A 13202-nucleotide genomic window follows, 5' to 3' on the forward strand; every position below is an offset into this window, starting at 1 on the left:
GTTTGCTAAAGGACTTACGTGAAGGCGTGGTTAATCTGTCCCCAATTGTTTGCCGGATTGCCATCTGCATGTTACGAATTTTTGGCAAGGTCAGAATTTATGAGACACGGGCAGTCCTGTCCGTGACCTGAGGAGCGCAGACATGAGCACTGACAAAACCGGTTACGAAGTCCCCGAGCAGATGCGCGAATTTGCCGAAAAAAGCGTTGATCAGGCGCGCAAGGCATTCGACGATTTCATGGGTGCTACACAAAAGGCGGTCACCAACGTGGAAGACAGCGCCAGTGCGGTCCAGGCGGGTGCGGCCGACGTCAACAAGAAGGCGCTTACCTACGCTGAAGAGCATGTCAACGCAGCCTTCAAGTTCGCGCAGGATCTCGTCAAGGCGGACAATGTTGAAGACATGATGAAGCTGCAGCAGGACTATCTGCGTGGACAAATGGAAGCGCTCGGTGAACAGGCGCGCGAGTTCTCCAACACTGCGACCAAAACCGTTCAGGATGCGGCCAAGGCAGCCCAAAAGAAATAAGCGCCTTGGCAAGTTGAGCGCGGGGTGAGGCATGCCCCGCGTCGTTTGTTTTCAGTGCACCACATATGACTGGAAACAATAGCGGGTTCTTGCAGTCGCCCTTGGCATCATGCCTCTCGGCGCTGAACATCAACGCGCCGCGACGGAAGTTTCATTGTGCAGTGCAAAAAAATATTGCAATGCAGCAAAGAATGCACTATGTAGGGTCTGCGGATGACGACAGGGTTCGCCGGTTGAAGACACGGCGGAGACAATTTGCACCGATGATCGCATCCGGACTCTAGGAGATGAGATCATGACCGAAACAAGCACGACTACCGCTAAAGCGGCACCGAAGGCACGCGCCACCAAAGCCAAAGCTGCTCCGGCTGCTGCCACTTTCCCAGACTTTGAAGCTTTCTCCATTCCTCAAATGGAAGTTCCAGCCGTTTTCCGTGAAGCCACGGAAAAAGGCATCGAGAATGCACGTGAAGCTTACGCAAAGGTGAAAACCGCTGCTGAGGACGCAACAGACCTGATCGAAGATACGTTCGAAACTTCCCGCCAGGGCGTTGTTGAGTTCAACCACAAGGCTGTCGACGCAGCGAAAACCAATGCCGACGCAACGTTCAACTTCATCAAGGACATCATGTCCGCCAAGACCCTTGCTGAAGCAATCGAACTGCAGTCCACATTCGCACGTCAGCAGTTTGATGCGCTGAGCGCGCAGAGCAAGGAAATGCAGGAGCTGGCTACCAAGCTCGGCACTGACGTTTCCGCGCCGGTCAAAGAAGCAATGGAAAAATCCTTCAAGGATCTGAAGGTCAACTAATCCGGTTTCGCTGCATTCACGATGTGGCACGCACGGAATCGCCCGGGGCAACGCCCCGGGCTTTTGCTTTTCAACAGCTCAGAATTTTCCGAATTTCAAGCTTGCCGCTTATGTTAAAGGGAGTTAAAAGACGCCCTTGAAAGCGATGGCCGGGACAATTATTGTTCATGGCACCGTAAGACCTTAGCAGACGTAGCTCAGTTGGTTAGAGCGTCGGATTGTGGCTCCGAAGGTCGGTGGTTCGAATCCACTCGTCTGTACCATTCCAAATTCCACTCGATTTTTTAGGCAACGAATGCCGCTGTGCGCGCCGCAAGACGTATGCGTTTGGTCTGCCGATCTTGCCCTGTGCGTTCCTTTGAAAGAAACATGAACATCAGATTTGAAGGAGCCGCGTTACCAGGCGCACTCACGCCTTTCGGAAGGCACGGAAAAACATCACAATGCCGAGAACGATAAGAAACAGGCCGGTCGCGAGAATGAAAAGCGGTCCGAGCGGGCCGTAGTCGGCTGCGATGAGCTCAAACTTTTCATTGGCCATTTTCATGAGGCTCGAGGCGGCAAATACACAGACAAGCGAAATGGCGATGTGCGGCAGTTTCATCTTTGGCGAACCCATTGAATGAATGAAGTCCCTTCATACTGCACAAGTGTTCGCTTCAGCTTATTTCTCTCGTTAAAATTGCATATATTGACAGCTGCGTCACCGGTTTGTCCTCTGGACCGAAAGGGGCGCGTTGGAGCAACGCGCTCTTCACGAACGCTTTCGCCGCCAATCGAGGACATGCTGAATGAAACGCACACCTGACCTTTCCGATCGTCTGAAACGCCTGCCCGGTGAATTGCTGCTGGCCTTGGTCAATGCGTCGGCACTCCTTGTCATCATCGCGTGTATTTTGGTCATCGTGATGCTGAACCGCGTTGATCACGTAGGCGGGCGCATTGCCGAAACGGTAACGGAGGCAACTCTTGCGAAACTTGAGATTACGCCGGCGACGCTCAAGGAGCGCTTGAAATCGGTAGATGCCAGGCTAGAAGCGCTTCTGGACCGATTGGAGGTCGCAGATATCCGGGAAGACAAGGCGATTGCCACGCAGATCGCAGAATTGAATGGCAATCTCAAACGCCTGAATTCGAGCGCGGCAATCATAGGCTTCTGCAGGTCCTGACATAGCAGAGGCGGCCTTGAGGCAGGCCGGGCAGACGCTCACCGATGCGGCCCTGTCGCTCAGGGGGTGCCGCGCAGACAAGACAGCCCAGGCCGCAGAAAGCTGAGGCGTGGGCCGTTACGAATGCAATACTCGCGGAACGAGGCGCGTTATCAGAACATTCTGAGTGATCGAAACTAACCCTGAAACACGTCCGCCCATTCGGGATGCTTCTGCCGCTGCGCATTCACATAAGGACACAAGGGGACGATCTTGACCTGTTTTTCCCGGGCGTCGGCAACGAGCCGTTCCAAAAGCGCCTTACCGACGCCGAGACCGCGCATGGTATCGGGAACTCCCGTATGGTCGGCAATGATCAGATGATCGTTGACGATTGAAAACGTAAGTTCCGCTGGGTCTTCGATACCATCGACAACCGCGACGTAGCGTCCTTTGGCACCATGACGTTCCAGAGTAATCGATGGGGATACCGCTTCCGACATAAGTGCCTCCTGGACCTGCGCCCCCACGCATTCGTCCTACGCTTAAAATCATTTGTTTGGATCAACTGCCCTGTCCCGGGTGGACCGATAGTTTCCGGAAAGGGGGAGGGCGTCCATTTAAGGAAGCAGCCCGTCCCTTAAAGCAGTTGCTCGCGCACCTTCAGAGAACCGGGACAGGGAGGTTGGGGAGGGCCGATGGCGCCTCCCCAAAGTCTAGGCAGCCAGGTCGAACAACAGGAACTCGGCGTTCTCCCTGGCGTTCAGGTCAATCCTGCCCTGGTCGAGCAAACCAAGCCCGTCACCGGCTTCAAGAACCTGACCATCGACACTGATCGCGCCCTTGACGATCTGCAGCCAGACCTTGCGGCCGTGCCTGACATCGAAGGAGACGCTTTTGTCCGCGCTCAACAAGGACGCATAGAGATCGACGTCCTGGTGAATGGTTACGGACCCCTGGCGCCCGTCCCGCGATCCGATCAGGCGAAGAGCATCGCGGCGCTCTCCTTCCGGAAAGGCCTTTTGCTCGTAGCTGGGCGCGAGGCCATCGGCTTCCGGCACGATCCAGATCTGCAGAAAATGAACCGGATCGGTGTTTGAGTGGTTGTACTCGCTGTGTCGAACGCCGGTGCCCGCGCTCATGCGCTGCAGCTCGCCGGGCCTGATCACCGAACCCGTTCCAATGGAATCCTTGTGCTCCAGGCCGCCGGAGACGACATAGGAGATGATTTCCATATTCTGGTGCGGGTGTGTCGGAAACCCACCCGAAGGCGCGACGCGGTCTTCATTGATCACGCGCAGCGCGCCGAAGCCGATGTGGTTCGGATCAAAATAGGACCCGAACGAAAAGGTATGCTTGCTTTTAAGCCAGCCGAAATCGGCATCGCCGCGCGCATCTGAAGGACGTAAGATCTGGTTCATGTGTCAATCCTTTCCCAACTGGGGCACGGGATAGCCGTGCGCTGTTGGGCCTAAGATTGTTATGAAAGCCAATTCAGACAATCGCGTAGAAATTTGACGATTAGTCATCGATATTTGAACAATGATGATGTCTGGCGCTCAGAGCGCCGGGTCAATCTCGCGGGACACGGCGACGGCCTCGTCAAAACTCAGGAACCGGGCGTCTTGTCCAGCCGGCAACCAATCGGATCCCGTCCATCTCTGCATGATTTCAAGGCCTCGGAAAGTGATGGACATCATCTTCAGATCTCTCCGGACTTCGGCCGTTCCCTCTGGTTTGAGACTGGTCAGAACAGCCTGTACTTGTTCCAAGATCCTGGTGCGGTCGAGGGAAGACCAATCCACATCCGTTTCATCCCAAAGCCAGTTTTTGACCATGATCGGGGTCATCCGGTTCGCCCAGATGTACTGATCGCCGGTCTTGTGCGCAAAGCCGTTGGTGACCAGGGCTTCCAAGGGCGCAATCTGGTCGGGATGCGTTGGCAGAAACGGTTTTCCTCTTGGGATGGGTAATAGCGCGCTTTTGTCTCTTCCATAGTCTTCGGCGATCCTGAGATAAGCGTCGATGATCTCCTCGGTCGACGGCCAGGATGTTCCTGACTGGTCCTTTAGCAGTCGTTCCACTTCTTCTTTTGTGTAGATGAAGAAACCAGCAGGAAAACCTTTGTGCCCGGCGCGTTCAAAGTCTTCCTGAGACAGATATTTGTCTTCTGGTTGTCGAAAGACTGCGGCCGCACAGACCCCGAGCGACCACAGCGCACCGCAGGCAGTTTCGAAATCAGACGTATGCAGATGATAAATGCACCAATCATCGTCGGTGCCCATTCCCTCTTCGCGGGAAAAGATTTGGCAAAGTCTCTGGCTGATGGCGACGGCAAGAGCCCTGACCAAGTCCATTTCTGCAGGGCTACGTTGCCTGTGCGACGCGTCGGGCATCAAATTGTCTCTTGTTCTCAGGGGAGCAGCTACTGCACGGCCTTGGGCAGGTCGGCGCGCAGCCTGTTGTGCTCGGCGATTTTGCGCGACCGGTCGATATCCACTGTCACCGGTTTCCCGTCGGGCGCAAACGCGACCTTGAACGTAAAGGCATCTGCCGTCGGTCCGTCATCGCCGAGCAGTTCATGTCTTTCCACGGCTTGCTCCCAATCCGGCTGATGGTCCTTGGGGACCCACCAAAGGACATAGGGCGGATAGTCGACCGCTTCCTTGACGAAGAGATGACCCAGTTTCAGGATCTCCGCATGTGCCCCGCGGTAAACAGCGGCGAGTGCCGATTCCAGATCCTGCCAGAGTGAAATGGTGGAAGGCGCCCAACCGTCGCCATTGTCGGCCCAGTACTTCGGAAAGACCTGCTCGCCCCAAATATCGGTGCCGGGTTCATCCTCGTATCCGGCGCGGGCGATGAACCCGTCCGCTCTTTCCATGGCAGCCCAAATGGCGGGTTCATTGCTGAAGAAAGCGTCATTTGCCGGATCGTCTGCGCGTTTCCGGAATTGCGCGAACGTATAGAGCGCGAGCCAGTGTTCGGACATGTCCCCTCCCGATCCCTGCCCGCCGAAGACTGTCTGCAATCCGGGTCGACTTCAAGCGCTTATTGCACCGGCGAAACAGATTGTTGCGTGTGATGGGTGGAAAAACGAATCGTCTTCGTTTTAAAAGCAGGAAGATTTGCCGGAAGAAGATCAAAAACCGGCCCGAAAGGATACCAGCTTGGACGATCTCAGCCTGTTTTCTCTCAGCCTTCTTGCGCTGTCTCTTCTTGCAACGGGCGTTGTCGCCGGGATTATTGCAGGTTTGTTGGGCGTCGGCGGCGGGATCGTAATCGTGCCCGTGCTCTACTACATGTTCACAGCCCTCAAGATCGATCCAGCGGTCCTGATGCATGTGGCTGTCGGTACCTCACTGGCAACAATCCTGGCAACAGGAGCATCGTCCGCGCGCGCGCACTATAATCGCGGTAGCGTTGACATGGATCTCCTGAAGCGCTGGTGGTGGGCGATCGCGCTCGGTGTGCTGGCCGGCGCAACGCTTGCGGGAAACATCTCCGGCGGAGCACTCACTCTGGTTTTTGGCATTGTCGCACTTGCCGTTTCAGCAAACATGATGTTCCGGAAGGACGGATCTCATATCGCAGACAAATTGCCCGGATCACCGATCAAGGAAGTCCTCGGTTTTCTGATTGGCGGAGTTTCGGTGATGATGGGGATCGGCGGGGGAACACTCGGCGTGCCGACGCTGACGCTCTTCAACTACCCGATCCGCAAGGCCGTCGGCACAGCTGCAGCAATCGGCCTCATTATCGCGGTCCCCGGCACGCTTCTGTCAATCTATTTCGGCTTTGACCTGGATGGCAGGCCGCCGCTGTCTCTGGGCTACGTCAACCTGATCGGCTTTTTGCTTATCATCCCAGCGTCGACACTGACCGCTCCACTCGGCGCGAAAATCGCGCACGCGATCGACCCGTCCAAACTTAAGCTCGTCTTTGCGCTTTTTCTCGGCTTCACGGGACTGCGCATGATCTACGACGTCTTTTTTTGATCGGAAAACAACCACCCGTGATGGTTGGATCAAAAGGTTTCATTGGTCTTGAATCAAGATTGCCATGATAGTGACGCCTTCCAACAGGGTCCTGGACCCAAGCCTCTTGGTCGCACATGCTTGAAAAAAACGTCACTCTCAGCTTCAAGGGCTGCGTGCAGGGCGCGCTGATGTGCGTACCTGTCTTTCCTGGCATCATTGCGCTGAGTGCGGTCTTTGGAACAGTTGCGGCCCAAAAGGGGCTGACCTTTGTCGAAACAATCCTCATGAACTCGATCGTCTTCGCCGGAGCGAGCCAGTTTGTTGCGATGGAAGTCTACGGGGATCCTCTCAACTGGGCGACATTGATCACGATGGTCGGCGTAACGGCTGCGGTGAACATGCGCATGCTGCTGATTGGCGCAAGCCTGAGGCCGTGGCTGGGTCAGGTTCCGGGTTACCAGACATATCCCGCGCTGTTCCTTCTGACCGACCTGAACTGGCTTTTGGCCGTGGCGCGGTATGACAAGGGCGACCGGGACTGGGGGATTTACCTCGGCAGCGGTCTGATCGTATGGGCGGTCTGGTCGTTGTCCGTGATCCCGGGATATTTTGCAGGAAGCCTGATAACCGATTCCAAGGCGTTTGGGCTCGATCTGGTCCTACCTGCCTTTTTCGTGGCGCTTCTGGTCCCGCTTTGGAAGGGAAAGCGGCAGACGGTCAGTTGGCTCGTTGCCGGTATTGTGGCCTGGGCAACCTGGGCACTTTTTGGCGGCTATTGGAGCATCTTCACCGGCGCGATTGCCGGTGCTCTTGCGGGAGCCTATCTCGATGAGTGAAGGGGCTCTCAGCGCGGACAATATGTTCCTGATTGCCGTCTTTGGCATGGCTTCGATCACCTATGCCCTGAGGGCCGGCGGGTACTGGGTGATGGGACGCCTTACGATCACGCCGAGAATGCGGCGCGGACTGGAAGCCTTGCCTGGTGCGATCATTGTCTCGACCGTGTTGCCCATCATCCTGCAAGGGGGGCTAGCGGTCGGGCTGTGCCTGATCGTCGCCGTCATTGTGCAGTTCAAGATCAAGAAGGAATATGTCGCAGTCTTCTGCGCGGCCGTCGCTGCTGCCGGTCTGCGCGCTGCCGGACTTTGAGCGCGGTTCGCTCAAAGCAACTCTTCACGAGCCCGTTCAGCGGTTTTCTCCCGGCTGCCACTCGCGTCAATCTCGGGCCAGTTCAGGTTTCCGATCTGGTAGGTGAGTTGCTTTTCGACGATCTCCGGCGTTGCGTCCGAGGCGTCTCCGGCGCGCCCGGCAACACGTTCCTTCAGCGTGCCGGACGGGGCATTGAGCCAAAGGCCGGCAAAGCGGGCTTCAACGTTTTGCGCGATGCGTTCAATCTTTTCGCGTTCGCTTTCAGATGCAAACACCGCATCGAAAATGGCCGAGTGTCCGGCGGCCAGCACACACTGCATCATGTCGTCGATCGCGTTGTAGACGCGATTTGAAGCCTCGAGCGTATAAGCCTCCGCCGGGGCTTTTTCGCTCTCGGAAATGCCGAGCAAGCGTTTGCGTGCCACATCCGTTCTCAGAACACGCGCTCCTGGAGCCCTACCGATATCCGGCGCAAGCTCATAGGCAAGGGTGGTTTTGCCCGTGCCTGAGAAACCGCCGATGGCGACAAGCTCAGGCTGCGCAGGCTCCAGGAAGGCCAGTGCAAAGTTGAAATAGGTTCTTGCCTGATCCCGCTGCATTTGTTTTTGCGCAGGATCGGTCTGCGCAAGCGCCGAACTTGCCGCGATCTTTGACCGGATGGCTGCGCGCATCATCAGATAAAACGGAAGCGCTGCAAGTCCTTCAGGATGGTTGTCAAGGCGGTTCAGATCGAGATAGCGATTGAATACCCTGTTGGCCGCTCCGGGTTGCCCGCGCTCCCAGAGGTCCATCAGCAGAAACGCGAGATCATAAAGCACATCGCCCGTGGCGATTGCATCTGAAAACTCGACAGCATCGAAAAGAACGGGCTGGTCGTCGATCAATACGATGTTGCGCAAATGCGCATCGCCATGACAGCGGCGGATCAGCCCGAGTTCCCCGCGCTTCAGGATCAGTTCCCGAAGGGATGCCAATACGGTGCGCGACTGCTCCGTCAGGTGGCGCACGTCCTCGGCGGCGAAAAGATCGGGATGTTCGTGAAACGCTGCATCATTCTGCTCGACATAGGACGCCAGCTCTTCAAAAAAACCGATCCCGTCACGCACAGGGGCCACGGCATGCGCGACAACCATCATGCTGGCGAGCTTGTCCGACAGCGTATCGGGAAGCGGAGCGACGTTCGCCATCACATCCAGCTCGTCACGATGCTCGAACCGGTTCATGACAACGGCCCATTCCACCGGTTCTCCGGCGCCGTTCAACACAAGGGTTCCATCCCCTTCGCGCGTTACGGGAAGAGCTTCGCGATAGATCTGGGGTGCATTCGGCCGGTTGAATGTTATCTCCGCCTTGCAGGCCTGCTCCCGCAGAGCGAGACTTGAATAGTCCAGGAATGGATATTTGACATCGCGCTTTATCTTGTAGGCGAGGCTGCCCACAAGAAAGATCACATTGGCATGTGTGCTGATCTGCTGAACGTCCGGACGGCTCGGATCGTCCGGTGTCATCGCCCGAAAGAATTCAACAACGCTCGCCTGTGATTGGTCCATGTTCAGTCCCGTGATGACGCTGGATGATTTTGCCCGATGTGTTGAGTGAGCTGTTTGATTCTTCTCAATGTGACCGGACGAGGGTGTGGCACAAATAACGGGCTCTGTCTTTACAGGAGGATCTCATGAGCGACTATCCGGCACTGAAAAAGATCAGGTTGAACCTGGCCCGGACGAAGGAATACCCGCAAGGCTCCGCTCGTCACGGCTACGAGTTCACTGCACCGCTCGATGATACGGGTCACATAGACGCGGCACTTTGGAAGAAGGAGCGCGACCATTGCCGCGTCCGCCGCTTCTGGGGCAGCGAGTTGGAAGAGATCGGCCATTTGATTCATCGACCCGGCGGATCCTGGGCGTTCCACTACGATATTGACGGGGACGATGATGACGAGGCCGGTTACCGGTTCGGCGCCCATGCCTTCAACCCCGGCGAATACGTGTCGATCAAGGATGAAGACGGGGACATGCACACGTTTCAGGTCGTGACCGTCCTGCCGGTTTGACAGATCCTGCAAGAGAGCCAAAGCGCACTTTTCGCGCCACCAACCGTCTCATCGGGCGGTGATGGCTGCGGCGCGAAACACTGCATGCGTTCCGGTTCCACGATAATACGCCTTCAGGCGACCGGCTATCTGTCCAAATAAGCTTCAGTCCATTTTGGAATGATCTCATTGCAAATAAATCTGATTTCAGGTTCTGACAGCGCAGTCTTTCTTACGCTATAGAATGAATGACTGAAATCTTGAAGAGCGGGACGCTGAAAATGGACCAGAAGACCGGCGGTGAATTGTTGGTTGAGGCCTTGGAGCGGCATGGGGCTGAACGTGTCTACTGTGTTCCCGGTGAAAGTTATCTGGCGGTTCTTGATGCCCTTCATGACGCCTCCATACCTGTAACGGTGTGCCGTCAGGAAGGCGGCGCGGCAATGATGGCCGACGCGCATGGCAAGCTTACCGGCAAACCCGGCATCTGCATGGTGACTCGCGGACCCGGCGCAACCAACGCCTCGGCAGGTGTACATGTGGCTGCGCAGGATTCCACGCCGATGATCCTCTTCATCGGACAGATCGAACGGGGCATGCGCGAGCGCGAGGCATTTCAAGAGGTCGACTACCGGCAGATGTTCGGCGGGATCGCCAAATGGGTTGCCGAAATCGACCACGCCGACCGCGTGCCTGAGTTCATTTCCCGTGCCTTTCACGTGGCAACGTCCGGGCGTCCGGGACCGGTCGTACTCGCGCTGCCGGAAGACATGCTTGTCGAACGCGCGGTGGCGCCGCAACCGCCTGCCTGGCAACAGGTCGAAACCCATCCGGGCCTGACGCAAATGGCGGACCTGCAGAAGCGGCTTTGGGCCGCTGAGCGGCCGATTGCCATTCTTGGTGGAAGCCGCTGGTCGGAAGATGCTGTTGCCGCCTTCACACGGTTTTCCGAACGGTTCAACTTGCCGGTTGCCTGCTCTTTCCGCCGTCAGATGCTGTTCGACAACCTGCATCCGAACTATGCGGGCGATGTCGGTATCGGGATAAACCCGAAGCTGCTTGCGCGCGTGAAATCGTCTGACCTTATCCTTCTTGTGGGCGGACGGCTTTCCGAGATGCCGAGCCAGTCCTACTCCCTTCTGGATATCCCGGCGCCTGGCCAGCAACTGGTTCATGTCCATCCTGACCCGGAAGAGCTCGGGCGGGTCTACCGCCCCGCTCTTTCAATCAATGCCAGCCCAACCGCCTTTTGCAAGGCTGCGGAAGGGTTGCAGCCACCGAACGAGATCAAGGCCTCGGGCGAAGCGGAACAGGCGCATCAGGACTATCTCGACTGGTCGGGCGCGAGACCGGAAATACCCGGCAAGCTGCAGATGTCCATGGTGATGGAGTGGTTGGAACAGAACTGGCCGGAAGACGTGATCTGCACGAACGGGGCAGGAAATTATGCGACCTGGCTGCACCGCTTCCATCGCTTTCGCCGCTTCGGCACGCAGGCCGCGCCAACCTCGGGATCGATGGGCTATGGCCTGCCCGCGGCCGTTGCCGCCAAGCTCGTTCGTCCGCAGCAGGAGGTGGTGTGCTTCGCTGGAGACGGCTGCCTGCAGATGACCATGCAGGAGTTCGGCACCGCCTGTCAGGACGGTGCCAACATTATCGTTTTGGTCATCGACAACGGCATGTACGGAACAATCCGCATGCATCAGGAACGCACCTATCCCGGCAGACCTTCCGCGACAAAACTGGTGAACCCGGATTTTGCTGCCCTGGCGCAATCCTACGGCGCGTTCGGGGCAACGGTCGAAACGACGGAAGACTTCGGCCCGGCCTATGAGGCGGCGCGCGCATCCGGCAAACCCGCGATCCTGCACCTGAAGCTGGACCCTGAAGCCATCACGCCTGCAGCGTCCTTGAGTCAGATCCGCATTGCTGCGCAAGAGAAGTGACAGGATCTTCGATCAGTTTGTTGCGGTGTCTTCTTCCGGCGTCTCTGTGCGCAGTTTGCTCTCGTTGAGGCTGAGAGAAATGATCAGACCGATCACGGCGACGGCCAATCCGAACCAGAAGGCGGCATGAAGGCCTGTCGCAAATGAGTCGCGCACTGCATTCATGACCGCTTCTGCTTCCTGGCCCGAATACCGCTCGGTGATTGACATGACAGCCGGATCCTTGAGCGTTCCGGCCGCGAGCACACGTAGGTCACCGGTTGGCAAGGTAACATTCGCAGACGCCGTGACCGCCTCGACTTTCCCGATCGCTGCCCCGAACATCATGGCCGTCGCGCAGGCGATGCCGATTGCCCCAAGGCCGAGGTGGAACATGAAGGAGAGGCCGCCTGCGAGCCCGGCACCTTTGGCACCGAGGGCATTGACGGCTGCTGTTCCCGCCGGTCCGAATACCAGGCCGCCGCCCAGGCCAACGACCAGCATTACAGGGACAAGCGCTACGTAGCCCCAGGACGTTTGCAAAAAGAGCATCAGGACGCATCCCAGAATGAGAGACGCATGTCCCGCGGCCATCAGTTTTCTCGGTCCGATGGCGTTGTAGTAGTTTCCGACGGCGAGGTTCATTGCCGCCAATACAACGGCAAGCGGCAGCATTCCCATTGAACTCCAGAAAATCGACCAGCCGAGGACTTTCTGCATGTATTGAGGCAGATAGAGAAGGCACAGAAACAGGACCACCGCCGGCAGTCCGTTGAGCGCAAGGGTTCGGACAAACTGGTGATTTCGCATCATCGTGAGCGGGATCATTGGATCCTTGACGCGGCTTTCCACCATTGGAAACAGCGCAAAAAACACCAGCGCACCTGCGAACAGCGCGAGCGTTCCCGCATGGAACCAGCCATTGTCGGCTCCGATATCGAGCCCGAACAGAAGGCAGAAGACCCCGACGGCGAGCACCGCCATCCCGGAAATGTCGACTGCTTCGTTGGTCGCATGCTCCTTTTCGCGTTCGATGAAACGAAAGATCAGGACAGCGGAGAGCACCGCAAAAACCGCGTTGAAAATAAAGAAACTCCGCCAGTCTCCCAAAGCCGACAGCGACCCGGCGATAAAGGGGGCAAGAACGTTTCCCGCCGCGACCGACCCCATCAGGATGCCCATAGCCGGGCCGCGCTCGTCTTCTTCGACAGATGTTGCAGCAAGAGCCAGGATACAGGGCCAGACCAGCGCAGAGCCGACACCCTGTGCCGCTCTTGCAAAAATGAGGGTGGAGACAGTCGGGGCGAGAATGCAGCCGATGGAGGCGACGAAAAAAATGCCGAGGCCGATCAGGACATAGCGCCGGTGCCCGAGCAGGTCGCCGAGCCGGCCACCCGCGACAAGACCCATCGACAGCGTCAGAGCGTAGGCATTCAGAACCCATTGAGTGGTTGTGATATCGACGGAATATTCCTGCTCGATCGGCGTCACCAGAAGCATTGCTCCGGTAAAGTCGGTACCGATCATGAAGGACGGAACCGATACCGCACCTAGTATCCGCTTGGCCTTCGCGTCCACGAGCCCCTCCCGCTAAGCTAGATGCCGATAGCCTACGCCGGAAGAGC

The 13202-nt window shown here is 57.2% G+C and carries 15 protein-coding genes and 1 tRNA gene; 9 read left to right on the forward strand and 7 right to left on the reverse strand.

The features are described 5' to 3' along the window. The first annotated feature begins 142 nt into the window (after positions 1 to 142). The 3 genes from ABVF61_RS16375 to ABVF61_RS16385 all read left to right on the forward strand — a co-directional run bounded on the left by ABVF61_RS16375 (position 143) and on the right by ABVF61_RS16385 (position 1603). Entirely contained in the window at positions 143 to 529 is a 387-nt protein-coding gene (locus tag ABVF61_RS16375; RefSeq protein ID WP_353994603.1) for a phasin, read from the forward strand. A 295-nt stretch (positions 530 to 824) separates the two neighbouring features. Further along, positions 825 to 1340 (forward strand): phasin, encoded by a 516-nt coding sequence (locus ABVF61_RS16380; RefSeq protein WP_353994604.1) that lies wholly within the window; start codon positions 825 to 827, stop codon positions 1338 to 1340. A 186-nt stretch (positions 1341 to 1526) separates the two neighbouring features. Beyond that, positions 1527 to 1603: transfer RNA gene (locus ABVF61_RS16385), tRNA-His, on the forward strand. Positions 1604 to 1749: 146 nt separating this feature from the next. On the opposite strand, the gene ABVF61_RS16390 is transcribed toward ABVF61_RS16385, so the two are convergent. Then, entirely contained in the window at positions 1750 to 1944 is a 195-nt protein-coding gene (locus tag ABVF61_RS16390; protein ID WP_353994605.1) for a hypothetical protein, read from the reverse strand. Between the two features lie 187 nt (positions 1945 to 2131). Here ABVF61_RS16390 and ABVF61_RS16395 point away from each other — a divergent pair, with 187 nt between their 5' ends. Continuing rightward, entirely contained in the window at positions 2132 to 2509 is a 378-nt protein-coding gene (locus ABVF61_RS16395; RefSeq protein WP_353994606.1) for a hypothetical protein, read from the forward strand. Positions 2510 to 2685: 176 nt separating this feature from the next. Here ABVF61_RS16395 and ABVF61_RS16400 read toward each other — a convergent pair whose 3' ends face one another. The 4 genes from ABVF61_RS16400 to ABVF61_RS16415 form a co-directional block, all read right to left on the reverse strand. Then, positions 2686 to 2991 (reverse strand): GNAT family N-acetyltransferase, encoded by a 306-nt coding sequence (locus ABVF61_RS16400; RefSeq protein ID WP_353994607.1) that lies wholly within the window; start codon positions 2989 to 2991, stop codon positions 2686 to 2688. Positions 2992 to 3204: 213 nt separating this feature from the next. Then, positions 3205 to 3909: a pirin family protein gene (locus ABVF61_RS16405; protein ID WP_353994608.1), complete on the reverse strand. Its 705-nt coding sequence runs from the start codon at positions 3907 to 3909 to the stop codon at positions 3205 to 3207. Between the two features lie 138 nt (positions 3910 to 4047). After that, complete coding sequence (locus tag ABVF61_RS16410) at positions 4048 to 4884, reverse strand: hypothetical protein (RefSeq protein WP_353994609.1); 837 nt, start codon at positions 4882 to 4884, stop codon at positions 4048 to 4050. A 29-nt stretch (positions 4885 to 4913) separates the two neighbouring features. Then, complete coding sequence (locus tag ABVF61_RS16415) at positions 4914 to 5480, reverse strand: DUF3291 domain-containing protein (RefSeq protein ID WP_353994610.1); 567 nt, start codon at positions 5478 to 5480, stop codon at positions 4914 to 4916. Between the two features lie 178 nt (positions 5481 to 5658). On the opposite strand from ABVF61_RS16415, the gene ABVF61_RS16420 reads away from it, so the two are divergent. From ABVF61_RS16420 to ABVF61_RS16430, 3 genes are all read left to right on the forward strand, one after another. Continuing rightward, the gene (locus ABVF61_RS16420; protein WP_353994611.1) at positions 5659 to 6486 is read left to right on the forward strand and encodes a sulfite exporter TauE/SafE family protein; all 828 of its coding nucleotides are present in this window, start codon (positions 5659 to 5661) and stop codon (positions 6484 to 6486) included. Between the two features lie 116 nt (positions 6487 to 6602). Further along, complete coding sequence (locus ABVF61_RS16425) at positions 6603 to 7304, forward strand: AzlC family ABC transporter permease (protein WP_353994612.1); 702 nt, start codon at positions 6603 to 6605, stop codon at positions 7302 to 7304. Continuing rightward, positions 7297 to 7617, forward strand: coding sequence for an AzlD family protein (locus ABVF61_RS16430; protein WP_353994613.1), 321 nt, complete (start codon positions 7297 to 7299; stop codon positions 7615 to 7617). The genes ABVF61_RS16425 and ABVF61_RS16430 overlap by 8 nt, the downstream gene beginning before the upstream one ends. An 11-nt stretch (positions 7618 to 7628) precedes the next feature. Here ABVF61_RS16430 and ABVF61_RS16435 read toward each other — a convergent pair whose 3' ends face one another. Continuing rightward, entirely contained in the window at positions 7629 to 9167 is a 1539-nt protein-coding gene (locus tag ABVF61_RS16435; RefSeq protein WP_353994614.1) for a bifunctional aminoglycoside phosphotransferase/ATP-binding protein, read from the reverse strand. Between the two features lie 125 nt (positions 9168 to 9292). On the opposite strand from ABVF61_RS16435, the gene ABVF61_RS16440 reads away from it, so the two are divergent. Then, positions 9293 to 9673 (forward strand): hypothetical protein, encoded by a 381-nt coding sequence (locus ABVF61_RS16440; RefSeq protein ID WP_353994615.1) that lies wholly within the window; start codon positions 9293 to 9295, stop codon positions 9671 to 9673. 260 nt (positions 9674 to 9933) lie between these two features. Then, positions 9934 to 11598 carry a thiamine pyrophosphate-binding protein gene (locus ABVF61_RS16445; RefSeq protein WP_353994616.1) on the forward strand — a complete coding sequence of 555 codons (1665 nt, stop codon included), beginning with the start codon at positions 9934 to 9936 and terminating at the stop codon, positions 11596 to 11598. A 12-nt stretch (positions 11599 to 11610) separates the two neighbouring features. Here ABVF61_RS16445 and ABVF61_RS16450 read toward each other — a convergent pair whose 3' ends face one another. After that, on the reverse strand, positions 11611 to 13155 hold the full coding sequence (locus ABVF61_RS16450; protein ID WP_353994617.1) for an MFS transporter: 1545 nt from the start codon (positions 13153 to 13155) through the stop codon (positions 11611 to 11613). Positions 13156 to 13202: the final 47 nt, after the last annotated feature.

Source organism: Roseibium sp. HPY-6, assembly GCF_040530035.1.
Lineage (GTDB): Bacteria > Pseudomonadota > Alphaproteobacteria > Rhizobiales > Stappiaceae > Roseibium.

What these genes read in the sequence shown, in the direction of transcription:
- ABVF61_RS16375 (WP_353994603.1), top strand. Translation starts at nt 143, where the DNA reads ATGAGCACTGACAAAACCGGTTACGAAGTCCCCGAGCAGATGCGCGAA.
- ABVF61_RS16380 (WP_353994604.1), top strand. Translation starts at nt 825, where the DNA reads ATGACCGAAACAAGCACGACTACCGCTAAAGCGGCACCGAAGGCACGC.
- ABVF61_RS16390 (WP_353994605.1), bottom strand. Translation starts at nt 1,944, where the DNA reads ATGAAACTGCCGCACATCGCCATTTCGCTTGTCTGTGTATTTGCCGCC.
- ABVF61_RS16395 (WP_353994606.1), top strand. Translation starts at nt 2,132, where the DNA reads ATGAAACGCACACCTGACCTTTCCGATCGTCTGAAACGCCTGCCCGGT.
- ABVF61_RS16400 (WP_353994607.1), bottom strand. Translation starts at nt 2,991, where the DNA reads ATGTCGGAAGCGGTATCCCCATCGATTACTCTGGAACGTCATGGTGCC.
- ABVF61_RS16405 (WP_353994608.1), bottom strand. Translation starts at nt 3,909, where the DNA reads ATGAACCAGATCTTACGTCCTTCAGATGCGCGCGGCGATGCCGATTTC.
- ABVF61_RS16410 (WP_353994609.1), bottom strand. Translation starts at nt 4,884, where the DNA reads ATGCCCGACGCGTCGCACAGGCAACGTAGCCCTGCAGAAATGGACTTG.
- ABVF61_RS16415 (WP_353994610.1), bottom strand. Translation starts at nt 5,480, where the DNA reads ATGTCCGAACACTGGCTCGCGCTCTATACGTTCGCGCAATTCCGGAAA.
- ABVF61_RS16425 (WP_353994612.1), top strand. Translation starts at nt 6,603, where the DNA reads ATGCTTGAAAAAAACGTCACTCTCAGCTTCAAGGGCTGCGTGCAGGGC.
- ABVF61_RS16430 (WP_353994613.1), top strand. Translation starts at nt 7,297, where the DNA reads ATGAGTGAAGGGGCTCTCAGCGCGGACAATATGTTCCTGATTGCCGTC.
- ABVF61_RS16435 (WP_353994614.1), bottom strand. Translation starts at nt 9,167, where the DNA reads ATGGACCAATCACAGGCGAGCGTTGTTGAATTCTTTCGGGCGATGACA.
- ABVF61_RS16440 (WP_353994615.1), top strand. Translation starts at nt 9,293, where the DNA reads ATGAGCGACTATCCGGCACTGAAAAAGATCAGGTTGAACCTGGCCCGG.
- ABVF61_RS16445 (WP_353994616.1), top strand. Translation starts at nt 9,934, where the DNA reads ATGGACCAGAAGACCGGCGGTGAATTGTTGGTTGAGGCCTTGGAGCGG.